Here is a 23167-nt window from a genome sequence, read left to right as displayed (position 1 = left end):
GGCCCGGTTTTGCGTTGAGTGTGTGACCGCCGCGCGGTGCGTAACCGGAGACGGGCTGACACTGTCCTCACCGCAGTGGCCACGGCACCAGCCGAGAGCACCGACGAGGACGGTCGTTCATTGTGCCAGACGGGCAGGTGCGGCAAGAAATCGGCCCGATTCGAGCACCCACTCCGGGGCCGGACCGCGGTACAGGCGGCTCATCGGTGGCCGGTGACGGGATCGCGGCCGGGATACACCCGTCCCCGCAGCACGACGTAGGCGGGCGAATCGAGCGCGTCCCGGCTGCCGCGCGGGTCTGCGTGGTAGACGACGAAATCGGCCGGAGCTCCGGATTCGATCCCCGGGCGCCCGAGCCATCGCCGGGCTCCCCAGGACGCCGCCCCCAGTGCGTCGTGCCGGGACAGGCCCGCGCCGGCGAGTGCGTCGATCTCATCGGCGATCCGGCCGTGCCGGATCGAACCCCCGGCGTCGGTGCCGGTGTAGATCGGCACACCCGCGGCATGCGCGTTCGCCACGGTATCGCGCACCCGCCGGTGCAGATCGCGCATGTGGGCGGCGTAGACCGGGAACTTGGTCGCGCTGTCGGCGATCTCGGGGAAGGTGTCGATATTGATCAGGGTCGGCACCAGGGCGGTGCCGTGAGCGGCCATCATCTCGACGGTGTCGTCGGTGAGCCCGGTGCCGTGTTCGAGACAGTCGATACCGGCGCCGATCAGACCGGGCAGCGCGTCCTCTCCGAAGACGTGGGCGGTGACCCGGGCGCCCTCACGGTGCGCGGCATCGATGGCCTCCTTCAGGACGGCGTCGCTCCACAGCGGAGCCAGATCGCCGATCGAGCGATCGATCCAGTCACCGACGATCTTGACCCAGCCGTCACCCGCGCGGGCCTGTGCGGCGACGATGTCGGGCAGGTCGCGCTCGTCGTCGAGTTCGATACCGAGTTCGCGGATATAGCGCTTGGGCCGGGCGATGTGACGGCCCGCGCGGATGATCTTCGGCAGCTCGTGCCGGTCGTCGATGAACCGCGTATCGATGGGCGATCCGGCATCACGCAGGAGCAACGCCCCCGCGTCCCGCTCGACCTCGGCCTGTGCGACCGCACCCTCGCGATCCTCGTGCCCGCCGCCGTAACGAATGCCCACATGACAGTGCGCGTCGACCAGACCCGGCACGATCCACCCTGTGTCGCAGAGAGTTTCGGCATCGCGAACCGGTTCGTAGGAGATCACCCCGTCGTGCACCCAGAGGTCACGTACGTCCTCATCGGGAAGGACGACTCCGCGCAGATGCATCCGCATATCGCTCCTGACCGGGGCAACCGAGAGGCGCGGCGCCGACGGGCGCCGCGCATCCTCAATTCTTGGGGAACTTCAGCTTCGACAGATCGAATCCGTCGAGTCCCGGCGGCAGCTCATCCAGCCCCGCGGGCATGTTCGACAGGTCCGGCATCCCGGCCGCGGGCATCCCGGGCATTCCCGGCGGCATTCCCGGCATCCCCGGGAAACCGCCGCGCATTCCCTTCGGCGGGGTCGGTCCGCGTCCGCCCTTCTTGCCCTTCTTCCCCTTCTTGCCCTTGGTGGCGTTGCGGCGCCCGCCCGGCATACCCATCTGGCGGCCCATCGCGGCCATCATCTTGCGGGCCTCGAAGAAGCGGTCGACGAGCTGGTTGACATCGGTGACCGTGACGCCGGAACCGTTGGCGATGCGCAGGCGACGGGAAGCGTTGATGATCTTCGGGTTGGCGCGTTCGGCCGGAGTCATACCGCGGATGATCGCCTGCACCCGGTCGAGCTGCTTGTCGTCGACCTGGGCCAGCACATCCTTCATCTGCCCCGCGCCGGGCAGCATGCCGAGCAGGTTGCCGATCGGGCCCATCTTGCGGATGGCCAGCATCTGATCGAGGAAGTCCTCGAGGGTGAGCTCGCCGGAGCCGATCTTGCGCGCGGCCTCCTCGGCCTGCTGCTGGTCGTAGACCTGCTCGGCCTGCTCGATCAGGGTGAGCAGGTCGCCCATACCGAGAATGCGGCTGGACATGCGGTCGGGGTGGAAGACGTCGAAGTCCTCGAGCTTCTCACCGGTGGACGCGAACAGGATCGGCATGCCGGTCACTTCGCGTACCGACAGCGCGGCACCACCGCGGGCGTCGCCGTCGAGTTTGGTCAGCACGACACCGGTGAAACCGACCCCGTCACGGAATGCCTCGGCGGTGGAGACGGCGTCCTGACCGATCATGGCGTCGAGGACGAACAGCGTCTCGTCCGGATGCACCGCATCGCGAATACCGGCGGCCTGGCGCATCAGTTCCTCGTCGATACCGAGGCGACCGGCGGTGTCGACAATGACGATGTCGTAGTGCTTCTGCTTGGCCTCGGCGATACCGGCCTCCGCGACCCGGATCGGATCGGCGGCCGACACACCGAGAGCGTTCTCGCCGCCACCGGGCGCGGTGACAGCGTCAGGCCCGGAGGAGGCAGCCTGCGTAACCACGGAGGGCCCGCTTGCGCCGCCATTGGACACGGTGGTGCCCGGATGCGGCGCGAACACGGGCACCCCGGCGCGCTCACCGACCACCTGCAGCTGGGTGACAGCGCCCGGCCGCTGCAGGTCACAGGCGACCAGCAGGGGTGTGTGGCCCTGGCCCCTGAGCCATTTCGCGAGCTTTCCCGCCAGGGTGGTCTTACCGGCACCCTGCAGACCGGCGAGCATGATCACCGTCGGCGGAGTCTTGGCCAGCTGCAGCCGGCGGGTTTCGCCGCCGAGGATGCCGATCAGTTCCTCGTTGACGATCTTGACGACCTGCTGGGCCGGATTCAGCGCACCGGAGACCTCGGCACCCTTGGCGCGTTCCTTGATGCGGGCGATGAACTGCCGCACCACCGGCAGGGCTACGTCGGCCTCGAGCAGCGCCAGCCGGATCTCACGCGCGGTCGCGTCGATATCGGCCGGCGACAGGCGTCCCTTGCCACGCAGATCCTTCAGGGCACCGGTCAACCGGTCGGACAGGGATTCGAACACCGATCGCGCTCCTGGTCTCGTCGAGGGACGTCACTCGGGTTACCAGGGTACGGGCAACTCGGCGGTCGGTGGATTCGCCCTGGGTAAGACTTATGACAAGGCGTCGCGGCGCCGTCGCGGCGTGCGGCTGAAGTCGTGCTGTTCGCTGGCCACCAAGTAGACCGCTTCGCGAGCGGTCAGCCCCAGTTGCAGAGCCATGGCGTCGAGATCGGCCCAGTCGGGCGGGCCGTCGGACAGGGCTCCGGCCAGCGCCATCGCCGCCACCGCCTGGGTGCCGGTCAGGGTGCGGCCCGGAAGCCAGGACACCACCCACCGGTCGCCTCCGACGCAGCGTGCGATGTGCTGTGATGAATCGCTGGTGATCATGGACGCTGATACGACTTCGATGGCCATCGACCTGCTCCCCTCAACGCACCCACTCGCCGGACAGGTACTAGCAACAGCTCGAGAAGCTCCGATCAGGACCAACGTGATGATCCACACTGATACTAGAGTGGTAGAAGTCACATATTGCGGAGGTTGTCGCAACAATCCGGTTAACGCAGCGACGATCGGTCGACCAGCTCGGCCGGTAACCGGGCTATCGGTCGGAAACCCTAGTCAGGATCCCCATTCTCGTCCGTTTCGCTCGGTTTCCTCGGTTCCTGGTGCGGGACGACGGCCAGCAGCGCCGCCTCGATCTCCCGCCGCCGGAGTTCGGTGTCCTCACCGAGGTCGAGGCTGAAGGCATCGACCACCACCGACCCCATCGTCACGGCCTTGGCCCACCGCACGTCGGCCCCCTGCGCGGCGAGCGCCGCGGCGAGCCGGCTGAGCAGTCCGATGCGATCCTCGGCCCGCAATTCCAGCAGGACCCGGCCGGGCCGGTCGGTATCGGTCCAGATCACCCGGGGCTGTGCCTGGGCGTACGGGCTCGTCCGCGACGAGGCTTCCTTCTCCTTGTCGGCCAGTGCCGCAGCCAGTTTCAGATCGCCGTTGATCGCCCGGATCAATTCCTGGCGCAGCAGTCCCGCATCGGGCGGATCACCGAATTTCGGGGTCACCACGAAGGTGTCGATCGCGATCTCACCGACCGCCGACAGCGTCGCGGAGAGCACCCGCAACGAATGCAGGGCCAGCACTCCCGCCGCCTCCGACAGCAGACCGGGCGTGTCCGGCGCGGCGACCGTGACGATGTGGGTGTAGCGGCCGTCACCGGGGCGCAGGTCCACATACACCCCGCCGGCCGCGACCCGGTCCAGCACCGCCGGTTCGAGCTCCACCGATGCCGGCGAATCACTGTGCGGCACCGGCTCACCGGCCAGCGCCGACCGGGACCTGCGGACGAGTTCACCGATCAGGGACGCCTTCCACTCGCCCCACACGCCCGGTCCGGTGGCCAGGGAATCGGCCTCGGCCAGGGTGTGCAGCAGCTCGAGCACCTGCCGATCACCACCCAGCGCGTCGACCACCCGGGCCGCGGTCGCCGGATCACCCAGATCGCGGCGAGTCGCGGTCTCGGGGAGCAGCAGATGATGTCGCACGATCACCGACAGGCTGTGCACATCCTCGGGCCACAGGCCGAGCCGGCGGCCGATCCGGGTGGCCAGTTCGGCTCCCACGACGCTGTGATCCTCGGTGCGTCCCTTGCCGATATCGTGCAGCAGCGCACCCAGCAGCAGCAGGTCGGGACGAGCCACCCGGGTACTCATGGCACCGGCGTAGGCGACCGTCTCCACCAGGTGGCGATCGACGGTCCAGGTGTGGACCGCGTCGCGCGGTGGCAGATCGCGCACCGCACCCCATTCCGGAAACAGCCTGCCCCACAGGCCGGTTCGGTCCAACGCCTCGATCGCATCGATGGCGGCGCGGCCGGAGCCCAGCAGAATCAGCAGATCGTTGAAGGCTTCCCGGGGCCAGGGTTCGCGCAGTTCGGGTGCGTCCTCGGACAATCGATTCAGCGTGGTCGCCGACATCGGCAGGCCGGTGCGCGCCGAGGCGGCCGCCACTCGCAAAATCAGCCCCGGATCTCGTTGTGGCCGTGCGTCCCGCGCCAGCACCACCTCGCCGGCGTGTTCGACCACCCCCTCGTCGAGTGGGCGACGCACCGGCAGGCGGCGCAGCCGCGCCAAACCGCGCCGGGGCAGGGCGTTGCCCGCGGTGCGGACACCGACATCCACCGAATAGACGACCGTGCGGGCGGCATCGCTGAGAGTGCGGGCCAGATCGAACCGATCACCGATCCGCAGTGCCGCGCCGATTTCGTCGGCGTCCTGGGCGCGCAACTGGTCCCGGGAGCGTCCCGCCACCCGGTGCAACTCGGTGCGCACATCGAGCAGCCGGCGGTGCGCGACCTCCAGGCCACCACCGGGCACATCCGGCCCGAGCCCCGGAACGGCGTCGGTGAGCTGGGCGATGGCCAGGGCGTCGAGCAATTGGATGTCGCGCAGGCCACCGCGGCCGTTCTTCAGATCGGGCTCGGCGCGATGGGCGACCTCCCCGTTGCGCTTCCAGCGTGCCTGCGTCTGCTCCACCAATTCGGCGAAGCGGGAACGGATTCCGGTCCGCCACTCCCGGCGGACGCCACCGATGAGCAGATTGCTCAACTCCGCGTCACCGACGATGTGGCGGGCGTCGAGCATGCCGAGCGCCGCGGTGAGATCATCGGCGGCCACCCGCAACGCCTGCGGCACCGTGCGCACACTGTGATCGAGTTTGATGTGGGCATCCCACAGCGGATACCAGAGCCGATCGGCGACCTCCGCGACCCGCGCGGGATCGACGTCGTCGTGCAACAGCACCAGATCCAGATCCGAGTACGGCAGCATCTCGCGCCGTCCCAGCCCGCCGACGGCCACCACCGCGAGCCCGCTGTCGGGGGTGATCCCGAGTTCCGCGCCCTTGCCGGTCAGCCACAGTTCGTGCAGATCGACCAGTGCCTGCCGCAGCGCGTCGGCCGCCAGCCGTGGGCGGCGGTGATCCTCGTGACCGAGCAGTCGATCGCGCGCTGCCACCAGATCCTTGGCTCCATCGGACAATTCGGCACCATCGGACGATTCGTGAGTACTCATATCCGCAACCACCACCCGTTCACACGGGCAGCCCCGTCCCCCGCCGACAACCGGCAGGGAGCGGGGCTGCCCGAATCGCTCATCTCCTACAGTGCGTCGCCACCACGTTCACCGGTCCGCACCCGGATCACCGCTTCCACCGGGGTGACCCAGACCTTGCCGTCACCGATCTTGCCGGTGCGGGCGGCCTCCACGACCACCTCGACGACCTTCTCGACCGAGGCATCGTCGACGACGACCTCGACCCGGACCTTCGGTACGAAATCCACCGAATACTCGGCACCGCGGTAGACCTCGGTGTGCCCCTTCTGCCGGCCGTACCCCTGGACCTCGCTGACCGTCATTCCCAGCACACCGGCCTGCTCGAGCCCCGACTTGACGTCCTCGAGCGTGAACGGTTTGACGATTGCAGTGATCAGTTTCATTGCGTCATGCCTCCTTGACGGCAGTACGTGCCGTGCCACCCACAGCAGCGAAATCGTATGACGTTTCCGCGTGCTCCGACTCGTCCATACCCCGGAACTCCTCTTCTTCGGAGGCCCGGATACCGATCGTGTACTTGATGATCAGACCGAGAATCAATGAGACGACGAAGGAGAACGCGAGCACGGTGAAGGCCCCGACGGCCTGCTTCCCGAGCTGATCGAAACCGCCGCCGTAGAACAAGCCCTTCGCACCCGAAGCGCCCGCGCCGGATTCCGGAGTCAGGAACAGACCGATGAGTAGCGTACCGACCACACCGCCGACCAGGTGCACACCCACCACGTCGAGCGAGTCGTCGAAACCGAGCTTGAACTTCAGGCCCACCGCCAGCGCGCACAACGCACCGGCCACCGCGCCGATCACCAGCGCGCCCAGCACGTTCACCGACGAGCAGGACGGGGTGATGGCGACCAGACCGGCCACGATGCCCGAGGCCGCGCCGAGGCTGGTGGGCTTGCCGTCGCGGATCTTCTCCACGACCAGCCAGGCGAGCATGGCCGCGCAGGTGGCGAAGGTGGTGGTCAGGAAGGTCGAACCGGCCAGACCGTTGGAGGTCACCGAGGAACCGGCGTTGAATCCGAACCAGCCGAACCACAGCAGACCGGCGCCGAGCATCACGAAAGGCAGGTTGTGCGGGCGCATCGGGGTCTTCGGCCAGCCCTTGCGACGGCCGAGCACCAGGCACAGGGCCAGACCCGCGGCACCGGCGTTGATGTGCACCGCGGTACCACCGGCGAAGTCGATGGCCTGCAACTTGTTGGCGATCCAGCCGCCGTGGTGAACGATGTTGCCGGCCGCGTCCTTGACGTCGAAGTCGAAGACCCAGTGCGCGACCGGGAAGTAGACGACTGTCGCCCACACCACCGCGAAGACCACCCAGGCGCGGAACTTCATACGATCGGCGACCGCACCCGAGATCAGCGCGACGGTGATGATGGCGAACATCAGCTGGAAGGCGACGAACACCGTCATCGGGATGCTGCCGGCCAGCGGAATGCTGACCTGATCGACCGCGGCAGCGCCGGTCGACGGATCGGCGGGACTCGCCTTCACCGCATTACTGCCGATCAGGCCCTTGAGCCCGAAGAATTGTGCCGGATTGCCGATCACACCGAACTTGTTGTCGCCGAACGCCTCGGAGAAGCCGTACAGCGCCCACAACACGCCGATGATGCCCATCGCGCTGATGCTCATCATGATCATATTGAGGACGTTCTTCGACCGGACCATGCCGCCGTAGAAGAACGCCAGTCCCGGGGTCATCAACAACACGAGCGCGGAGCTCGCCAGCATCCATGCGGTGTCGCCGGTGTCTGGCACACCGAGCAAGGGATACGCCACCTTGATCCTCCTCATCTCGGGCCCGGCCGAAACTGCGGCAAACGAGCCTGCACGCAAGCGTCGCCAGCTGGTGTTTCGTCCGTGCCGCCGCGATGTTTCGCATGCGTGAACGGATCTGTCCGCCGTGTTGCTTCCAGGTTTCACGGCTCACACAGCAGGATGGCGCTCACGGTGAGGACCGGCTCGAAATGAGGAGGATCTACCGTTTCAGCTCGGCGTTTCGTATCGCCGGCCCGATATCGGTCAACCCAGCAGCGCGTCCACGAAAGCACCCGGTTCGAAGGGGGCCAGATCGTCGGCGCCTTCGCCGAGTCCGACCAGTTTCACCGGCACCCCGAGCTCGTGTTGCACCTGGAAGACGATGCCACCCTTGGCGGTGCCGTCGAGTTTGGTGAGTACCACGCCGGTGATGTCGACGACTTCGGCGAATACCCGGGCCTGGGTGAGCCCGTTCTGGCCGACGGTGGCGTCGAGGACGAGCAGTACCTCGTCGACCGCGGCCTTCTTCTCCACCACGCGCTTGACCTTGCCGAGCTCGTCCATCAGGCCGGTCTTGGTGTGCAGGCGGCCCGCGGTGTCGATCAGGACGGCGTCCACTCCTTCGTCGATACCCGCGGCCACCGCGTCGAATGCCACCGCGGCCGGATCGGCGCCTTCCTTGCCGCGCACCGTGTCGGCACCGACGCGTTCACCCCAGGTCTGCAGCTGATCGGCGGCGGCGGCGCGGAAGGTGTCGGCGGCGCCGAGCAGGACCCGGCGACCATCGGCGACCAGCACTCGGGCGAGTTTGCCCGTGGTGGTCGTCTTACCGGTTCCGTTCACGCCGACGACCAGCAGGATCGAGGGGTGGTCGGCGTGCGGCAGCGCCCGGATGGAGCGATTCAGATCGGGACGCAGCGCTTCGACCAGCACATCGCGCAGCACCTGGCGTGCCTCCTCGGAGGTGCGCACCGTGCGCGCCGCGAGTTCTTCGCGCAGCCGCTCCACGACGGTCGTGGTGACCGAGGTGCCGAGATCGGCCATGACCAGGGTGTCCTCGATCTCCTCCCAGGAGTCTTCGTCCAGATCGCCACCGCCGAGCAGGCCGAGCAGGCTCTTTCCGACCGCGTTCTGCGAGCGGGACAGGCGGCCACGCAGGCGGGTCAGGCGTCCGGCGGTGGGCTCGATCTCCGCGATCGCGGGCGGCTCGATCTCGGCGGGCGCCGGCGCGAGCGCGGTCGCGCCGGCGTTCGTATCGGGCTGCTCGGGAGCGGCGGGGGCAGCGGTCTCGGCAGGCGCGGTCTCGGCAGGCGCGGTCTCGGTACGCGCCGTCTCGGTAGGCGCAGTCTCGGCAGGCGCAGTCTCGGCAGGCGCGGTCTCGGTACGCGCCGTCTCGGTAGGCGCAGTCTCGGCAGGCGCGGTCTCGGCGGGCGCGCTGTCGGTAGGCGCCGTCTCGACCGGCGCGGTTTCCGTGAGCGCTGTCTCCGTGGGCGCCGTTTCGACCGGAGCGGTCTCGGCAGGCGTCTCGAGTTCCACGCCGGGCGCCGCGGCACCGTCGGTCTCGGGTTCGGCAACGGGCGCGGTGGCGGTCGCCGCACCCGGCGGCCGGCCGGCCAGGGTTTCCGGTTCCGGCAACCGAACATCGGTGATCGTGCGGCGGGCCGAATCACGCGGAACGGCCGCATCGTCGCCGATATGCGGCTGTCCCTCGTCGTCGGTGCGCTCGATCGGCACGGGTTCGGGTCGCGGTGGGGTCAGCGTGCCCGACCCGGCCCCGCCCTGACTGAAGTTGAAACCTCCGGACGCGGTGTAGCCACCGGACCGGTCGGTCAATTCCTTGTCCTGATCCGCGGCCGGCGCGATACTGACACGGCGGCGCTTGTACAGGACGAAGCCGGCGACGAACGCCACCAGCACAACGGCGACGATCGCGGCGATCAGAATCCAGGCTTGCGCAGTCACGGTCCCCATCCTGTCAGAACCCCGGGACGCCGCCGCGCCGCGCCGGGTGCGCGACCTCCCCCAAAGTGAAACGTCGACGCCCCACTCGTGCGATCCCAGATTTCGGGAAATGTCCCGATCGCCCGACACGCCGACGACTTCGGACGATATGCCCGTTCGGCCGCACTTCGTCCCACCCGGCCGCGGGCCAACCGCCCAAGGCGCGGCGAATCCAACACAGAGACAATAGGATCGGCGATGTGACCGATCGAAATGTGCTTGGAGGACCGTTGGAGGAGTGTGGCACCGATCCTCTCACCGGCTTCTACCGGGACGGGTGCTGTAGCACCGGCCCCGAGGATCTGGGCAGCCACACCGTCTGCACCGTCGTGACTCAGGACTTCCTGGAGCACCAGAAATCGATCGGCAACGATCTGCTCACGCCACGGCCGGAGAACAACTTCCCCGGACTCCAACCGGGCGACCGCTGGTGTGTGGTCGCGGTGCGCTGGCTGCACGCACACGAGGACGGGGTCGCGGCCCCGGTCGTACTGGCGGCCACGCACGAGAACGCGCTCGAGGTCGTCCCCATGGAAACGCTGCGCAAATACGCCGTCGACGTCCCGGACGACGTCAGCGACCTGCTCTGAGCCACCACCCCTCGATGTCGGCGACCATCCCGCCGGGACGCGCGGGGTGGCGACGTCCTCGCAAGCTCCGTCGACGAGCCCCCGCGTGCCGATCGGGATCGTTACCGGAATCGACCGCGAACCGGCGGTCCCGCGAACGGATCGACGAGCCGAGGCCCTCAGGCGCGCGCAAGGATCCGCACCGCGGTGTTGCGGATCCCTATCGCGGGCCGCGAGGCGGGCACGATCAGCGCCGACGCCATCCGCACGCCGCGATGCCTGCTCCCGACGCGCTCCCGATGTCGAGACTCGTAGCGCCGCAACGCGCCGTCCGGGTCGTACGGTGCGGCGACGAGCTCCTCGGCCAGGGTGTAGGCGCCGGCGATCGCCAGGCTGGAGCCGTCACCGAACAGCGACAGGCAGGATGCGGCATCACCGACCACCCCCACCCGCCCGCGCGACCATCGCGGTAGCGAGACCCGGCTGACCGCGTCGAAATACAGCTCACCACCACCTCGCACATGGTCCAGGACGGCATCGAACGGCCCTGTCCTGCCGCCGAATTCGGCGAGCAGCAGCCGCCGGCACGCATCGGTGTCGCGATGGTCGAGATCCTTGACGGCCGCATGCCGGAACATGAAGGCCGCGATCGGACGGCCCCCGGCCGGATGCACCGAAATCGAGCGTCCCGGCGCGTTGTACATCACGACCTCGTTCGCGGCTCCCCAGGCCCGCGGCACCGGCATGGTCGCGATATAGATCCCCATGTGCTGCACGAGTTCTCGTTCGGTGCCCAAGGCCAGCCGACGGACCGCCGAATGCACACCGTCCGCGCCGAGTACGTAGTCGTAGGTCCCCCGCGCGCCCGACTCGAACTCGACCGCCACCTCCGCACCCGACTGTTCGATCGCGGAAATACCATCTCCCCAGCGCATCTCGACTCGATCCCCCGACGCCTCGGCGAGGATGCGCGCCAGGTCGGCGCGCGCGACTTCGACGGTGCCCGCGGCGGGATCGCCGACCCGCATGACCGCCTTGGCCCGCCCCCGCGCGTCGACGAACGAGAGCCGGTCGACGGCCGTGGCCGCAGCGCGCAATTGCGGAAGCAGACCCATCTCGGTCACCACCTCGAGCGCCCGGTCGCGCACATCCACCGGATTACCGCTGGACCGCTGCCCCTCGGCGCGTTCGACCATGGTCACCTCGAATCCGTTCCGCGTGAGCCAGTACGCGAGCGTAGATCCCGCGATACCCGCGCCGGAGATCAGTACTGCCGTCATATCCATCACCCTCCGCTTAAGTGGACGATATTCGTCCGCTTAATCTCGATGATAAACTAAACGGACGAAGTTCGTCCGCTTATATTCGACAATCGCACCGGAGGAGCCCGCGGATGACACCGGAACAGGGCAGCGACCTGCGCGCCGACGCGCGCAGCAATCGCGACCAGATCCTGCTCACCGCCCTGGAGGTTTTCGCCGAGCGTGGCACCGACGTACCGATGAAATACATCGCCGACCGGGCCGGTGTCGGTGTCGGCACGCTGTATCGCCGCTTCCCCGACCGCGACGCCCTGTTGATCGCCACCGCCCGCGCCCATCTGGACCGGCTCGCGGACATGGCCGAAACCGCCGTCGCCGAGGAATCGACCGCCTGGGCGGCACTGTGCCGATTTGTGCGGGAATGCCTGATCCTGCGGCTGGGCGCACTCGCCGACGCGATCGAGCCCGCGGTGCACACCATGGTCCGGAGCGAGCCGCGGGTGAGCGAGATCCGCGCCCGCGTCACCGACGCCCTCACCGATCTGGTCGGGCGGGCACAGCAGGACGGCGATCTGCGCCACGACATCGACGCCGGCCTCATCGGCCTGATCATGACCACGCGGGTGCACACCCAGCCCGGCGAGTCGAACACCACCGCCGTGGACCGGCTGCTGCCGATCCTGGTCGACGGGTTACGTGCGCGCGGACCGTCGGCCGGGTGACGTGATGCGGGCGTGGAACCGCCGGGAACGAACGGACCCACCGCCCGGCAGCGCGCCGGATCAGTCCGCGGCAACCGCCCCCGCCCGCGCCGCCCGGCGTCGCCGGTGCGCCTTCTGCCTGCACGCGGATGAGCAGTACCGGGCCGGGCGCCCGATATCGGAATGCACCAGTTCCGTCGAACAGATCGGGCACCTGCCGCCGTCACGATTCCCGCCGGCCGGCACACTTTCGTTACGACCGCCCGAAAAGTTCTCAGGTTTCGTTACGGCCGATCCGGCCCGCATCGCCGCCAGCAGCATGCCGGCGGGCCGGGACAGCTCAGCGTGAGCATGCGAGACCCGCTGGATGGCAACACATCCGGTGAAGATCGCCAGCACATCGGCGAGCGTCAGATCGGCACGCACACCGCCCGCACGCTGTGCCGCCGCCAGTAGTTGCGCGAGGGCAAGATGGAACCGCTCGCCCGCATCCCGCAGCAGTACCCGTGGCCAGCCGTCGTCGGAGTCCAGCAGATCGCACATCGCCTTGTTTCCCGGTGTGCGCGTGACGACCTCGGCACAGAACCCCAGAAATGCCGAGGCGGGGTCCGGATCGTCGCGCAGTGTCAGGGCCCGGGCGGTGAGCCGGTCGATCCGCTGCTGCAGCACCGCTTCCAACAGGTCGGTCTTGGTCGGGAAATGGCGATGCACGGTGCCCGCGCCGACACCCGCGCGACGGGCGATCTCGGCCAGCGACACCGAAGTTCCGGACTCGGCGAAAGCCCGCTGGGCGGCGGCGAGTACCCGAGCCCGGTTGCGGCGGGCATCTATTCGCAGGCCCGAGGCCATGGGCGCCGATACGTCCGCGGCGTGACGAAACCCGGCCTCGGTGGATGGCGAAGACGACAACGCTGTTCCTATCGTGCAGATACGGGTTGATCGACCCGATTCTATCGAAAGGTTTCCACCGATATGACCGTCCAGAAGGACCTCGTACTCGTCACCGGCGCCACCGGCAAGCAGGGTGGCGCCACCGCACGCGCCCTGCTGTCGCGGCACATCCCGGTTCGCGCCCTGGTCCGTGATCCCGCCGCCGCCGCGGCGCGAGCACTCGCCGCGCTCGGCGCCGAACTGACCACCGGCGACTTCGACGAACCGGCCACCCTCGCGGCGGCGGTGGCCGGTACCCGCGGTGTCTTCCTCGTCCCGCCGGCCGCCTTCGGCCCCACCGGCTGGGACGTCGACCTCGAGGTCGTCCGAGGTCTCGCCCTGATCGACGCCGCCCGGCACGCGGGAATAGACCACGTCGTCTTCACCGGGGTGGCCTCCTTCGACAACGAAATCCCTTGGGGCAATGCCGGAAAGCGGCAAATCGAACAGGCCCTGGCGGACAGCGGAATGCGATACACCGTCCTGCGCCCCGTCCGGTTCATGGAGAACTATCTGGCGCAGGGAATGCCGCTCGACGGATTCGCCGACGGGGTGAACACCCATCTGTTCCCGTCCGACCGGCCACTGCAGATGATCGCGGTCGACGATATCGCCGCGGTGGCCGCGACCGCCTTCGCCGATCCCGGACGGTTCACCGGGCAGACCCTGGAACTGGCCGGCGATGCCGTCACCCCCTCGGATGCCATGGCACTGATCGCACACGCGACGGGCAACCCGGTGCGATACAACGAGATCACCGAGGCACAGGCCGACGAACTCGGCGAGCAGATCGGCAATACCTGGCGACTGACCCACCAGGGCCACGGCTGGCACGCCGATATCGACGAGGTGCGCCGGATCCACCCCGGTCTGCAGAGCCTGGAAACCTGGCTGGCCACCACGGGCGCCGCGGTCCTGAAACAGCAACTGGCCGGGTGAGGACTAACTGGGCGCGCCCACCAGATTGTGACCGCGCAACCGCTGCGAGATGACCTGCGTGATGCCGTCACCACGCATGCTGACGCCGTAGAGCGCGTCGGCGATCTCCATGGTCGGTTTCTGGTGGGTGATCACGATCAGCTGCGACTTCTCCCGCAGCTGCTCGAACAGGCCGATGAGGCGGCGCAGGTTGGTGTCGTCCAGTGCCGCCTCGACCTCGTCCATCACGTAGAACGGTGACGGGCGCGCCCGGAAGATCGACACCAGGAAGGCCACGGCCGCCAGGGATTTCTCACCGCCGGACAGCAGGGAGAGGCGCTTGACCTTCTTTCCCGGCGGACGGGCCTCCACCTCGATGCCGGTGGTGAGCATATCGCTGGGATCGGTCAGCAGCAGCCGTCCCTCACCGCCGGGGAACAGGCGGCCGAAAACCCCTACGAATTCGCGCTCCACATCCTCGTAGGCCTCGGTGAACACCTGCAGAATGCGGGCATCGACCTCGGCGACGACGTCGAGCAGATCCTGGCGGGCCTTCTTCACGTCCTCGAGTTGAGTGGACAGGAAGTTGTAGCGTTCCTCGAGGGCCGCGAACTCCTCCAGCGCCAGCGGATTGACCTTCCCGAGCGTGGTCAGATCCTTCTCGGCGCGTTTGACGCGGCGTTCCTGGGTGGCGCGATCGTAGGGCATCGGCTGCGGCGGGCTGACCTGGTCACCGCGATCGCGGGCCTGCTCGTACTCGTGCATCTCGAGCGCGGTCGGTGGCATGGGGACATGCGGGCCGTATTCGGCGATCAGTTCGTCCAGCGCGATACCGAACTGGTCGGCGATCGTGGTCTCCAATTGTTCGATGCGCATCGCGGATTGGGCGCGGGCGACCTCGTCGCGGTGCACGGCATCGGTGAGCTGGGTGAGCTGGGTGGTCAGCGCGCGCACGCGTTCCTTGGTCTGATCGACCTGCCCGGCGCACTCGGTGCGACGGCGCACCAGTTCGTCGCGCCGCCCGGCGGCCTCCCCGACCACGGTCTCCAACTCGGCGGCGAGCCGCTCGGCGGATTCGGCGACCACCGCCGCCACCTCGGCGGCACGGCGGCGCGCGGTCTGTGCGCGCTCGGCACGGGCCCGGGTGTCGCGCTCGGCTCGGGCGGCACGCCGCAGCGAATCCGCCTTGCCCCGGACCGATTCCGCGCGTTCCTCCGCGGTGCGTACCGACAGCCGCGCCTCGACCTCCATCGCACGCGCCTCGGCCAGGGCCACGGCGGCCTGCTCGCGTTCCTGCCCGGCGGCATCGGTGCCCGCGTCGGCATCGGAGTCCAGATCCGACTGTTCGGATTCGGCGTGACGCAACCGGGCCTCGAGTTCGGCCAAGGCGGTCAGATTCTGGTCCCGGGCCGCTTCGGCGTCGGCGCGCTGGGTCAGCAGTCGCTCGTAGTCGCCGCGGGCGTCGCGGGCGGTGGCGCCCAACCGGCCGAGGCGATCGTAGATGGCGACCATGGCCTGATCGGATTCGTGCAAGGCCAGCAATGCCTGATCGACGGCCTGTTTGCGATCGCTCTGCTCGGCGAGCGCACCGGACAGGGCCGCCTCGAACTCCTCGGCATGGCGCTGCCAGGACTCGAGTTCGGCCGCGGCGCTGTCTATATCGGCCTGCACCTCGAGCTGACTGGGCGCGCGATCGGAGCCGCCGAGCACCCAGCCGGAGCCGGTCAGGTCACCGTCGCGGGTCACCACGCGCAATTCGGGCCGGGCGGCGAGGACCTCGGCAGCGCGGGCCAGATCGTCGACGACGACCGTGCCCGCGGTCAGCGCCGCGACCGCACCGCGCAACCGGTCCGGGTACTCGACCACCTCGGCGAGCCGTCGGGCGCCCGCGGGTGGTTCGGCGGTCGCGCCGTCCTCGCCGGGACGGACCGCGTCACCGTAGACCAGCGCGGCGCGGCCACCGTCGGCTTCCTTGAGCGCCTGTACCGCGGCATGCGCGGTGTGATCGGTATCCGCGGCCACCGCGTCGGCGAGCGGCCCCAGAGCGGCGGCGACCGCCGCTTCGAATCCGCTGTGCGCGCGCACCATTCCCGACAGCGGCCCGAGCAATCCGTCCCGACGATTGTCCAGCAGCCAGGCACCGCCGTCCCGGCGGCTCAGGCCCATGGTGAGCGCCTCGATACGGGCGGTCAGCGAGGCGACCTTCTTACCCGCCTCGCGATCGCGTTCGCGCAGCTCGGTCACCCGGGCGTCGACCATCTCCAGCGCCTCGGCGGCGTGTTCGTAGGCGGCGTCCAGACCTTCTTCACCGGCGTCGAGTTCGCTCAGTTCCGCTTGTACCGACTCGAATTCGGCCTCGGCGGCATCACCGCGCTCACGCGCGCCGGTCAGGCCCTCCGACAGCCGCGCGATGTCGCCGTCGGCCGATTGGGCGCGATGACGCAGATTGTCGACCTGGCCGGACAGCCGGACCAGCCCCTCGCGCCGGTCGGCGATCGCGCGAACCGCCGCCAGATGGGCCTGTTCGGCGGCCTTGGCGGCCTGTTCGCGATCGAGCAGCATGTCCCGCGCCGCTTCCAGCGTGGCCGAGGCCACCTCCACCGCCTCGAGCAGTTCGGCCTCCTCGGCCTGCACCCGGTCGGCCTCGGCCTCGAGCTGTTCGGGATCGCGGCCGGTCCCGGTGGGCTGTTCGATGGCGAGATTACGTGCCCGGTCGCGTGCGATGCGGATGGTCGCGTTGACCCGCTCCACCAGCGCCGACAGCTGGAACCAGGTCTGTGCGGCCGCCTCGGCGCCCGGGGTCAGCCGCGACAGCTGGAACTCCTGTTGTGCCAGTGCCGCATTCGAGGCGTCGAGTTCGGCCTGCACGGTGATCTGCTGTTCCCGGGCGTATGCCTCTTTGCTCTGCTGGCTCTCCAGCTCGCGCCGGCGCGCCACCAGGTCGTCTGCCGCCAGTCGCAGGCGGGCATCACGCAGATCGGCCTGCACGGTCGCCGCGCGCCGTGCCACCTCGGCCTGGCGACCCAGCGGTTTGAGCTGGCGGCGCAGTTCGGTGGTGAGATCGGTCAGGCGGGCCAGATTGGCCTGCATGGCATCGAGTTTGCGCACCGCCTTCTCTTTGCGCTTGCGGTGTTTGAGCACACCCGCGGCCTCTTCGATGAAGGCCCGCCGGTCCTCGGGACGCGATTCCAGGATCGCCGACAGCTGGCCTTGGCCGACGATGACATGCATCTCCCGGCCGATACCGGAGTCCGACAGCAGTTCCTGCACATCCATCAACCGGCAGGAATTGCCGTTGATCTCGTACTCACCGGCGCCGTCGCGGAACATTCGCCGGGTGATCGAGACCTCTGCGTAGTCGATGGGCAACGCACCGTCGGAATTGTCGATGGTGAGGGTGACCTCGGCACGGCCCAGCGGCGCACGGCCCGACGTACCGGCGAAGATGACGTCCTGCATCTTCCCGCCCCGCAGCGCCTTGGCGCCCTGCTCCCCCATCACCCAGGTCAACGCGTCGACGACATTGGATTTGCCCGAGCCGTTCGGGCCCACCACACAGGTGATGCCGGGCTCGAGCCGCAGCGTCGTCGCGGACGCGAAGGATTTGAATCCCTTCAGCGTCAGACTCTTCAGGTGCACAGTCGGTCAGGCTACCCGCTCACACCGCGTTGCCGGACGGATGCCGGGCCGGAAACGTCCGGACCGCACCGGCGCGCCATCCCGGTCGCCGACCCGATAAGTTAACGACCATTTGCGCTCTGGTATGACTGAATGAGAAGGTGGAAGCCCATTTACCGTACAAGGAGTTCTTCGTGAATCTGGACTGGTCACCCACCGATCTGGCGTTTCGCGACGAGGTGCGGCGCTTCCTGGACGAGAATCTGACGCCGGAGATACGCCGCGCCGGTCAGCTCGCCACCAGCGTGTATCCGGATCATGAGGCCAGCATGCGATGGCAACAGATCCTGCACGGCCGCGGCTGGGCGGCACCGGCCTGGCCGGTCGCCCACGGCGGCTGCGACTGGAGCATGACGCAGCACTACATCTTCGATCGTGAATCCACGCTCGCCGGCGCCCCCGCCCTCTCGCCGATGGGTATCCGGATGGTCGCCCACGCCATCATCGCGTTCGGGACCCCGGAGCAGAAGGACTTCTTCCTGCCACGGATCCTCACCGGTGAGGTCTTCTTCTGCCAGGGCTACTCCGAACCCGAGGCCGGATCGGACCTGGCCTCGCTGGCCATGGCGGCGGTCTCCGACGGCGACGATCTGGTGTGCACCGGCTCCAAGATCTGGACCACCCACGCCACCGAGGCGAACTGGATCTTCGCCCTGGTCCGCACATCGAAGCTGGAGCGCAAACAACAGGGCATCACCTTCGTGCTGATCCCGATGGACACCCCCGGCATCGAAATCCGGCCGCTGGTCATGACCTCCGGTGAGCAGGTCCAGAACCAGGTGTTCTTCGATCAGGTGCGGGTGTCGAAGACCAACGTGATCGGCCGCGTCGACGAGGGCTGGACCGTCGCCAAGCATCTGCTGAACTTCGAACGCGGCGGCTCCGCCTACGGTCCGGCGCTGCAGGTGCTCGCCGAATCGCTCGCCGAACACGCCGCCGCGCAGCCCGGTTTCGCCGGGGGCAGTCTGCTCGACGAACCCACCTTCACGGCGAAACTGGCCGACGCCCGCATCCGCGCGGACGTCCTGGAGATCCTCGAATACCGCACCATGGCGGCCATTTCGCAGGGGAAGGATCCCGGCCCGGCCGCCTCCACGATCAAGATTCTCGGCACCGAACTGAGCCAGCAGCTCACCGAACTGGCGCTCGAGGCGGCCGGCCCGCGCGGCCGCGCCTACCAGCCGCATGCGGCCATGCCGGGTGGTCCGGTCGCCGACTTCGTGCCACCCGCCGACGGATATCTGAGTGGCGACCCCTGGCAGGCCGTGGCGCCGCTGCGGTACTTCAACGACAGGGCCGGCTCGATCTACGCCGGCAGCAACGAGATTCAGCGCAACATCATCGCCAAGGCAACCCTGGGACTGTGAGAGATGGACTTCGAATTCACTGCCGAACAGCAACTGCTCGGTGACACGGTCACCGAATTCCTCGCCGCCCGTTACGATCTGGAGTCCAGCCGCGCCGCGGCCCGGGTCGGCGCCGGATGGCAGCCCGAGATCTGGCGCGGCTTCGCCGAAGACGTCGGCATTCTGGGCGCCGGCCTGCCCGAAAGCGTCGGCGGTTTCGACGGCGGCGCGATCGAGACCATGATCATCGCCGAGGCCCTCGGCAGCGCCCTCGTGGTCGAGCCGTATATCGACACCGCGGTGCTGGGCGGCGGGCTGCTGCGCCGGGCCGCAGGCGCGCGGGCGGAGGAACTGTTGCGCGGCATCGTCTCCGGATCGGTGCTCACCGCCTTCGCGGCGCTGGAACCGGATGCCGGCTACAACCTGCATCAGGTCACCACCACCGCGCGGCGCGACGGTGACGACTGGATTCTCGACGGCGCCAAGACCGCCGTCACCAGCGCACCGCTGGCCACCCACCTGCTGGTCACCGCGCGCACCGCGACCGGCACGGGTCTGTCGCTGTTCGTGGTGGCGGCCGATGCCGCGGGCCTGACCCAGCACACCTACCGGACCATCGACGATCGGCGCGCCGCCGATCTGATCCTCGACGGTGTGCGGGTGCCCGCCGATGCGCTGCTGGGACCCGAAGGCGCGGCCGATGATTCGCTCGAACTCGCGGTGGACGAGGCGATCGCGGCGATCTGTTCCGAAGCGGTGGGCGCGATGCGTCGCGTACTCGCCGACACGGTGGAATACAGCAAGCAGCGCCGGCAGTTCGGTGTGCCGATCGGCAGTTTCCAGGTGCTGCAGCACCGCATGGTGGACATGCACCTGGAACTCGAGCAGGCCGTCGCCGCGGCCTATCTGGTGACGCTGAAGCTCGACGCCGAACCACCGGTCCGCGCACGCGCGGCCGCCGCGGCCAAGGCCACCGTCGCCCGCGCCGCCGGTTTCATCGGCCAGCACGCGGTGCAGTTGCACGGTGCGATGGGTATGACCGAGGAGCTGGCGATCGGACACTTCTTCAAGCGGCTCACCGCCATTCGGTACGAGTGGGGTTCGGCAGACCAGCACATCGCGCGCTACGCGGAGCTGACCCGGCCCTAGATCTCCCCTGCCCCGGACATGTTTTCGGCCGGAATCCCGAGGGGATTCCGGCCGAAAACGCGCCGGGCGGCGATGCGTGGAACACCCACGCCACCGTCGGGGCGAACCGCGTATCGCGATCCCGACGTGTCCTGGTCACTCCACCGCGCGGATCAGCGCAGCGGAGTGAAATCGCGCGAGGCGATGTAGGTGGGCCGCGGCATGGTTCCCGCGTACGGCTCCACCAGGGTGTTCTCCACACTGTTGAACACCAGGAAGATGTTCGAGCGCGGGAACGGGGTGATGTTGTTGGACGACCCGTGCATGATGTTGGAGTCGAACAGCAGTGCCGAACCGCGAGCGCCGCTGAACTGGGCGATACCGTACTTGTCGGCCAGCTCGGTCAGATCGTCCTGCTCCGGCACACCGATCCACTGCTCCTGCAACGACTCCAGGTAGTGGTCGTCGGGGGTCTCCCCCTGACACGGCATGAACCGGCGATGCGATCCGGGCAACAGCATCAGGCTGCCGTTGAACGGATAGTTCTCGGTCAGTGCGATCGACAGGCTCACCGCACGCGGCGCCGGCATACCGTCCTCGGCGTGCCAGGTCTCGAAATCCGAATGCCAGTAGAAGCCGGCACCCTGGAATCCGGGCATGTAGTTGACCCGGCTCTGATGGATGTACACCTCGGAGCCGAGCACCTGGCGTGCGAGCCCGACAATGCGATCGTCACGCACCAATTCGGCGACCATGGCGCTCATCTTGTGTACCTCGAAGATCGACCGAACGCTGTTCGACGTCTTCTCGATGATCACTCGCTCGTCCGAATGGAGGCTGGGATCGGCTGCCAGCCGGTCGATCTCGGTGGCGACATCCGCCACCTCCATCGGGGTCAGCAACTCGTCGATGATCACGTACCCATCGGCACCGAAATTCTCGAGTACCGGCGCCGAGACCGTGCCCCACACCGTGGGATCGGTGCGCTCCACCGGCGGTACCGCTACCGTCGTTCTCGTCCGATAGCGGTCGATTCGACTGTCCGCCAACGTCATCGCGGTGTCGTCCTCCTAACTACCTCACTACTCGCCTACCGCGATCAACGGATAGACGCCGTTCTCGTCGTGGACCTCTTTGCCGGTGACCGGCGGGTTGAAGACACACAGCATCCGCATCAGGGTGCGGGTCTCGACCCGGTGCCGCTCATGGCCGTTGAGCAGGTACATCGTGCCCGGCGCGAGCGGGTAGCTGATCTCGTTGTCGAGATCGGTGAGCGTGCCCTCACCCTCGACCAGCCAGACCGCCTCGACGTGGTTCTGGTAGTGGAATACGTGGGTCGTATTCGGCTGAATCGTGGTCTCGTGGAACGAGAAGCCCACACCGTCACCGCCGAGGATGATGCGCTTGCTGCGCCAATCCTCCTGCGCGACGTCACGATCGGTGCCGGTGATCTCGGCGGTGGTACGAACGATCATGTTCAGTTGCCTCCTCGGGCCATCGCGACCGCACGGTCCAGAATTCCCAGGCCGTGGTCGAGTTCATCATCGGTAATGGTCAGCGGCGGCAGCAGCTTGACCACCTGGTCCTCGGCACCCGAGGTCTCCACCAGCAGGCCCTCTTCGAAGGCGATGCTGGAAACCTTGCCCGCCTCGGAAGCGTCCTCGAAGACCAGCCCCTGCACCATCCCACGTCCGCGAGTGGACACGCCCGCGAAGTTCTCGGACAGATTCTCGAAGGACTTGTGAATCTTCTCGCCCTTGGCCAGAGTCGACTCCTCCAGCCGGTTATCGGTCCAGTAGTGCTCGAGCGCCACCCGGGCGGTCACGAACGCCGGGTTGTTTCCGCGGAAGGTGCCGTTGTGCTCACCGGGCGCCCACTGATCCAGCTCCCGCTTCATCAGCACCAGCGCCAGCGGCATGCCGTAGCCACCGATCGACTTGGAGAGAGTGACGATATCGGGGGTGATGCCGGCGATCTCGAAAGAGAAGAACGGGCCGGTACGTCCGCAACCCATCTGCACATCGTCGACGATCAGCAGGATGCCCCGAGCCGCGCAGACCTCCGACAGCTGCCGCAGCCACTGCGCACGCGCGACGTTCACGCCGCCTTCGCCCTGCACAGTCTCCACGATAACCGCGGCGGGCTTGTCGACACCCGACGAATTGTCGTCGAGGACGCGCTCCATCCAGGCCAAACTCTCGGCGCCGTCCAGATAGCCGTCGTACGGCATGGGGTTGACGTGGGTCAACGGCACCCCGGCAGCAGCGCGCTTGGTCGCGTTACCGGTTACCGAGAGCGCGCCCAGCGTCATCCCGTGAAAGGCATTGGTGAAATTGAGAATGGAAGTCCGGCCGGTCACCTTCCGAGCCAGTTTCAGCGCCGATTCGACGGCGTTTGCCCCGGTGGGACCGGGAAACTGCACCTTGTAATCGAGGCCGCGCGGGTCCAGCAGGACCTTGTTGATGGTCTCCAGCAATTCACGCTTCGCGACGGTGGACATATCGAGTCCGTGCGTAATCCCGTCACGCGCGATGTAATCGATCAGAGCTTCTTTGAGAACCGGATTGTTATGTCCGTAGTTGAGCGCTCCCGCGCCCGCAAAGAAATCGAGGTAATCACGTCCGCTACCGTCGCGCAGCCACGCACCCGAAGCAGTGTCGAACAGCGCGGGCCAGGAGCGGCAATATCCGCGCACATTCGATTCCAGAGATTCGAAAACGGTCATCTCAGCGGTGGTCATCGATGATCCTTCCTATCATTTTT

General features: G+C 67.9%; 18 protein-coding genes. 5 read left to right on the top strand and 13 right to left on the bottom strand.

Annotation, left to right across the window (positions count from 1 at the left end):
• Positions 1–200 precede the first annotated feature (200 nt).
• From AB0L57_RS11260 to ftsY, 7 genes are all read right to left on the bottom strand, one after another.
• Complete coding sequence (locus AB0L57_RS11260) at positions 201–1295, bottom strand: amidohydrolase family protein (RefSeq protein WP_364960574.1); 1095 nt, start codon at positions 1293–1295, stop codon at positions 201–203.
• A 61-nt stretch (positions 1296–1356) separates the two neighbouring features.
• Positions 1357–3018 (bottom strand): signal recognition particle protein, encoded by a 1662-nt coding sequence (locus tag AB0L57_RS11255; protein WP_364960135.1) that lies wholly within the window; start codon positions 3016–3018, stop codon positions 1357–1359.
• Between the two features lie 90 nt (positions 3019–3108).
• Positions 3109–3411: a hypothetical protein gene (locus AB0L57_RS11250; protein WP_364960132.1), complete on the bottom strand. Its 303-nt coding sequence runs from the start codon at positions 3409–3411 to the stop codon at positions 3109–3111.
• Positions 3412–3614: 203 nt separating this feature from the next.
• Complete coding sequence (locus AB0L57_RS11245; protein WP_364960129.1) at positions 3615–6068, bottom strand: [protein-PII] uridylyltransferase; 2454 nt, start codon at positions 6066–6068, stop codon at positions 3615–3617.
• An 86-nt stretch (positions 6069–6154) separates the two neighbouring features.
• Positions 6155–6493, bottom strand: coding sequence for a P-II family nitrogen regulator (locus tag AB0L57_RS11240; RefSeq protein WP_364960126.1), 339 nt, complete (start codon positions 6491–6493; stop codon positions 6155–6157).
• A gap of 4 nt (positions 6494–6497) precedes the next feature.
• Positions 6498–7907, bottom strand: coding sequence for an ammonium transporter (locus tag AB0L57_RS11235; protein ID WP_364960123.1), 1410 nt, complete (start codon positions 7905–7907; stop codon positions 6498–6500).
• 228 nt (positions 7908–8135) lie between these two features.
• Positions 8136–9833 carry a signal recognition particle-docking protein FtsY gene (ftsY, locus tag AB0L57_RS11230; protein ID WP_364960121.1) on the bottom strand — a complete coding sequence of 566 codons (1698 nt, stop codon included), beginning with the start codon at positions 9831–9833 and terminating at the stop codon, positions 8136–8138.
• 239 nt (positions 9834–10072) lie between these two features.
• On the opposite strand from ftsY, the gene AB0L57_RS11225 reads away from it, so the two are divergent.
• Positions 10073–10462, top strand: a complete 390-nt coding sequence (locus AB0L57_RS11225) for a DUF2237 domain-containing protein (RefSeq protein ID WP_025351761.1) — start codon at positions 10073–10075, stop codon at positions 10460–10462.
• 158 nt (positions 10463–10620) lie between these two features.
• Here AB0L57_RS11225 and AB0L57_RS11220 read toward each other — a convergent pair whose 3' ends face one another.
• Entirely contained in the window at positions 10621–11721 is a 1101-nt protein-coding gene (locus tag AB0L57_RS11220) for an FAD-dependent monooxygenase (RefSeq protein WP_364960118.1), read from the bottom strand.
• 113 nt (positions 11722–11834) lie between these two features.
• On the opposite strand from AB0L57_RS11220, the gene AB0L57_RS11215 reads away from it, so the two are divergent.
• Positions 11835–12425 carry a TetR/AcrR family transcriptional regulator gene (locus AB0L57_RS11215; RefSeq protein WP_364960115.1) on the top strand — a complete coding sequence of 197 codons (591 nt, stop codon included), beginning with the start codon at positions 11835–11837 and terminating at the stop codon, positions 12423–12425.
• A gap of 60 nt (positions 12426–12485) precedes the next feature.
• Here the strand turns inward: AB0L57_RS11215 and AB0L57_RS11210 are convergent, their stop codons facing one another.
• Positions 12486–13313, bottom strand: a complete 828-nt coding sequence (locus tag AB0L57_RS11210; RefSeq protein WP_364960113.1) for a TetR/AcrR family transcriptional regulator — start codon at positions 13311–13313, stop codon at positions 12486–12488.
• 63 nt (positions 13314–13376) lie between these two features.
• Here AB0L57_RS11210 and AB0L57_RS11205 point away from each other — a divergent pair, with 63 nt between their 5' ends.
• Positions 13377–14273, top strand: a complete 897-nt coding sequence (locus AB0L57_RS11205; protein ID WP_364960110.1) for an NmrA family NAD(P)-binding protein — start codon at positions 13377–13379, stop codon at positions 14271–14273.
• Positions 14274–14276: 3 nt separating this feature from the next.
• Here the strand turns inward: AB0L57_RS11205 and smc are convergent, their stop codons facing one another.
• Complete coding sequence (gene smc / locus AB0L57_RS11200; RefSeq protein WP_364960106.1) at positions 14277–17891, bottom strand: chromosome segregation protein SMC; 3615 nt, start codon at positions 17889–17891, stop codon at positions 14277–14279.
• Positions 17892–18064: 173 nt separating this feature from the next.
• On the opposite strand from smc, the gene AB0L57_RS11195 reads away from it, so the two are divergent.
• Complete coding sequence (locus tag AB0L57_RS11195) at positions 18065–19297, top strand: acyl-CoA dehydrogenase family protein (RefSeq protein ID WP_364960571.1); 1233 nt, start codon at positions 18065–18067, stop codon at positions 19295–19297.
• Between the two features lie 3 nt (positions 19298–19300).
• Entirely contained in the window at positions 19301–20425 is a 1125-nt protein-coding gene (locus AB0L57_RS11190; RefSeq protein ID WP_364960103.1) for an acyl-CoA dehydrogenase family protein, read from the top strand.
• 152 nt (positions 20426–20577) lie between these two features.
• Here the strand turns inward: AB0L57_RS11190 and thpD are convergent, their stop codons facing one another.
• From thpD to ectB, 3 genes are read right to left on the bottom strand one after another with little or no spacing between them, the layout of a single operon-like run.
• Complete coding sequence (gene thpD / locus AB0L57_RS11185; protein WP_364960101.1) at positions 20578–21459, bottom strand: ectoine hydroxylase; 882 nt, start codon at positions 21457–21459, stop codon at positions 20578–20580.
• Positions 21460–21486: 27 nt separating this feature from the next.
• On the bottom strand, positions 21487–21879 hold the full coding sequence (locus AB0L57_RS11180) for an ectoine synthase (protein ID WP_364960098.1): 393 nt from the start codon (positions 21877–21879) through the stop codon (positions 21487–21489).
• 2 nt (positions 21880–21881) lie between these two features.
• The gene (gene ectB / locus AB0L57_RS11175) at positions 21882–23144 is read right to left on the bottom strand and encodes a diaminobutyrate--2-oxoglutarate transaminase (RefSeq protein WP_364960096.1); all 1263 of its coding nucleotides are present in this window, start codon (positions 23142–23144) and stop codon (positions 21882–21884) included.
• Between the last annotated feature and the right edge of the window lie 23 nt (positions 23145–23167).

The sequence above is a fragment of the Nocardia sp. NPDC052254 genome (assembly GCF_040679495.1).
Classification (GTDB): domain Bacteria; phylum Actinomycetota; class Actinomycetes; order Mycobacteriales; family Mycobacteriaceae; genus Nocardia.
This window is presented reverse-complemented; position numbering and strand designations above follow the sequence as displayed.

Coding starts and splice junctions, on each gene's coding strand:
- AB0L57_RS11215 (WP_364960115.1), top strand. CDS start 11,835: ATGACACCGGAACAGGGCAGCGACCTGCGCGCCGACGCGCGCAGCAAT.
- ectB (WP_364960096.1), bottom strand. CDS start 23,144: ATGACCACCGCTGAGATGACCGTTTTCGAATCTCTGGAATCGAATGTG.
- thpD (WP_364960101.1), bottom strand. CDS start 21,459: ATGACGTTGGCGGACAGTCGAATCGACCGCTATCGGACGAGAACGACG.
- AB0L57_RS11190 (WP_364960103.1), top strand. CDS start 19,301: ATGGACTTCGAATTCACTGCCGAACAGCAACTGCTCGGTGACACGGTC.
- AB0L57_RS11245 (WP_364960129.1), bottom strand. CDS start 6,068: ATGAGTACTCACGAATCGTCCGATGGTGCCGAATTGTCCGATGGAGCC.
- AB0L57_RS11235 (WP_364960123.1), bottom strand. CDS start 7,907: ATGAGGAGGATCAAGGTGGCGTATCCCTTGCTCGGTGTGCCAGACACC.
- AB0L57_RS11180 (WP_364960098.1), bottom strand. CDS start 21,879: ATGATCGTTCGTACCACCGCCGAGATCACCGGCACCGATCGTGACGTC.
- AB0L57_RS11240 (WP_364960126.1), bottom strand. CDS start 6,493: ATGAAACTGATCACTGCAATCGTCAAACCGTTCACGCTCGAGGACGTC.
- AB0L57_RS11260 (WP_364960574.1), bottom strand. CDS start 1,295: ATGCATCTGCGCGGAGTCGTCCTTCCCGATGAGGACGTACGTGACCTC.
- AB0L57_RS11205 (WP_364960110.1), top strand. CDS start 13,377: ATGACCGTCCAGAAGGACCTCGTACTCGTCACCGGCGCCACCGGCAAG.
- AB0L57_RS11250 (WP_364960132.1), bottom strand. CDS start 3,411: ATGGCCATCGAAGTCGTATCAGCGTCCATGATCACCAGCGATTCATCA.
- AB0L57_RS11220 (WP_364960118.1), bottom strand. CDS start 11,721: ATGACGGCAGTACTGATCTCCGGCGCGGGTATCGCGGGATCTACGCTC.